Origin of the sequence: Psychrobacter sp. W2-37-MNA-CIBAN-0211 (assembly GCF_040309405.1) — a bacterium.
Taxonomy (GTDB): Bacteria; Pseudomonadota; Gammaproteobacteria; order Pseudomonadales; family Moraxellaceae; genus Psychrobacter; species Psychrobacter glaciei.
Map to the genome: position 1 here is coordinate 1 of NZ_JBEOOU010000377.1, position 256 is coordinate 256.

Genomic DNA, 256 nt, shown 5'->3' on the forward strand with positions numbered 1-256 from the left:
GGGCTGGCTTTTCCATTTGTTTATTTGGCGATTAAAATAGCAGAGGCTTTTAGCGAAGGTAAGGATTTTACTGGTGAGATGCTCTGGTCGTGGTTTACTCATGACGTACTGTGGAAAATTGGCGCAGGCTTGGTAGTTGGTATCATCGTCGGTAAACTGTTAGCAAAATTGGTGTTTTCAAAGTACAGCCACGAAACCACCATCTCTCAAGGTTATTTGGTGATTGCGCTAACACTACTGGCCTATGGTTTAGCAG

General features: G+C 43.8%; 1 pseudogene. It reads left to right on the top strand.

From position 1 onward, the window contains the following. Positions 1-256, top strand: a pseudogene (locus AAEY72_RS15560) (cation:proton antiporter); the annotation flags it as partial.